The following is a 1,653-nucleotide window of genomic DNA, read 5'->3' as shown; positions in this document are numbered from 1 at the left end:
CAGATTGTCTACGGGATCATGGCTCTCGGCTGGCGCGGTTCGGCCAAGCACTGGCAGCGTTATGAAGTGGCCTATCTGCTCATGGCGGCCCTGGCGACGCCGCTGGTGGTCTCGGTCCACAGTATCGTAGGGATGGACTTCGCGGCGGCGATCGTGCCGGGGTGGCACACCACCTTTTCCTCACCGTTCTTCGTCGCCGGGGCGATCTTCTCAGGCTTCGCGATGGTAATGACGCTGATGATTCCTCTGCGATCGATTTATACGCTTCAGGACTTCGTCACGCTCCGTCATCTGGAAAACATGGCGAAGGTGATTCTCGCGACCGGCTGCATGATGTTCTATGGGTATGCGGCCGAGATCTTCTTTGAATACTACAGTGGAAACGAATTCGAACGCTATCTCGCAATCAATCGCTTGCTCGGCCCCTATGGTTGGAGTTACTGGGGTTTGATCGCCTGTAACGTTCTGGCCCCGCAGTTGTTCTGGTCCCGCAAACTGCGACGCAGCATCCCCGTGCTGTTTGTGGTATCCCTGCTGGTCAATGTGGGAATGTGGCTGGAACGCTTCATTATCGTGGTCGTCAGCCTGCATCGCGACTTTCTTCCCTCGGCCTGGCGGATGTACTACCCGACCGTCTGGGATTACACCCACTTCGTCGGCTCCATTGGACTATTCTTTACACTCCTGTTCCTCTTCGTTCGCCTGCTGCCCGTCATCTCCATTTTTGAATTGAGAACACTGGTCCACGAATCAAGCGAGGAGACGTAACCATGGCGATCCCCTCGCAACCAGAAAAAATCTACGGCTTGCTGGCGGAATTCGATCATCCTGAAGAGATCATCCACGCAGCGCAGAAGGCGTACGACACCGGCTATCGGTCAATGAACGGTTATACCCCGTTTCCCGTCGAGGGGCTTTCCGAAGCACTCGGACAAAAGCCAACGCGTTTGCCGTTCCTGGTGCTGCTGGGGGGACTGATCGGCGGGAGTGCAGCGTACTACATGCTGTACTACTCGTCCGTGATCAGTTACCCGCTTGACGTCGGAGGGCGTCCGCTGCACAGCTGGCCCGCATTTATTCCGATTACATTCGAAATGACCGTGCTGGGTGCGGCCTTCGCGACGTTCTTCGGGATGCTGGCGCTGAATGGTTTGCCTCATCCCAACCACCCTCTGTTTGAGGTCCCCGAGTTCAGCCTCGCCTCGCGTGATCGCTTCTTCCTCTGTATCCAGGCAAAGGACCCTCTATTCCGACTCGATGAAACACGTCGATTTCTGGAGCAGTTAACATCCCGCGTGCATGAGGTGCAGCCATGAAGATCAGACGATCGACGCTGGTGCACGGCTGCAGGATTTTCTCGGCCAATCCGCGTAGGCTTCCGGATCGGCGAACCCGTCTGTTGATCTGGGGACTGGTGCTCGGGGCGACGCTGGGCTGCGACCGTCTTGATATGTATGACCAGCCGCGCTACGAACCGCTGGAACAGAGTCATTTTTTCAGGGATGGCTTGTCTGCGCGCCCGCCTGTCGAAGGGACAATTGCCCGGGGGAATCTACGCGAGGATCAGCCCTTTTACACCGGAAAGCAGGGAGACGGACTTGCGGTCCGCATTCCTGAAGCGGCGTTTCAGGGACTATACGATCGGAATCCGGC

General features: G+C 57.1%; 2 protein-coding genes and 1 pseudogene. All 3 read left to right on the top strand.

Annotation, left to right across the window (positions count from 1 at the left end):
• A partial coding sequence (nrfD, locus tag VGE80_RS19515; RefSeq protein ID WP_440593822.1) for an NrfD/PsrC family molybdoenzyme membrane anchor subunit occupies positions 1-768 on the top strand: 768 nt, incomplete at its 5' end.
• A gap of 2 nt (positions 769-770) precedes the next feature.
• On the top strand, positions 771-1,316 hold the full coding sequence (locus VGE80_RS19510; protein ID WP_373651532.1) for a DUF3341 domain-containing protein: 546 nt from the start codon (positions 771-773) through the stop codon (positions 1,314-1,316).
• Positions 1,313-1,653, top strand: a pseudogene (locus VGE80_RS19505) (hypothetical protein); the annotation flags it as partial. The gene VGE80_RS19510 and the pseudogene VGE80_RS19505, both read left to right, overlap by 4 nt.

The sequence above is a fragment of the Schlesneria sp. genome, assembly GCF_036405755.1.
GTDB lineage: Bacteria > Planctomycetota > Planctomycetia > Planctomycetales > Planctomycetaceae > Schlesneria > Schlesneria sphaerica.
The sequence above is the reverse complement of the archived record's forward strand: the minus strand, read 5'-3'. Positions and strand labels throughout refer to the sequence as shown.

What these genes read in the sequence shown, in the direction of transcription:
- VGE80_RS19510 (WP_373651532.1), top strand. Translation starts at nt 771, where the DNA reads ATGGCGATCCCCTCGCAACCAGAAAAAATCTACGGCTTGCTGGCGGAA.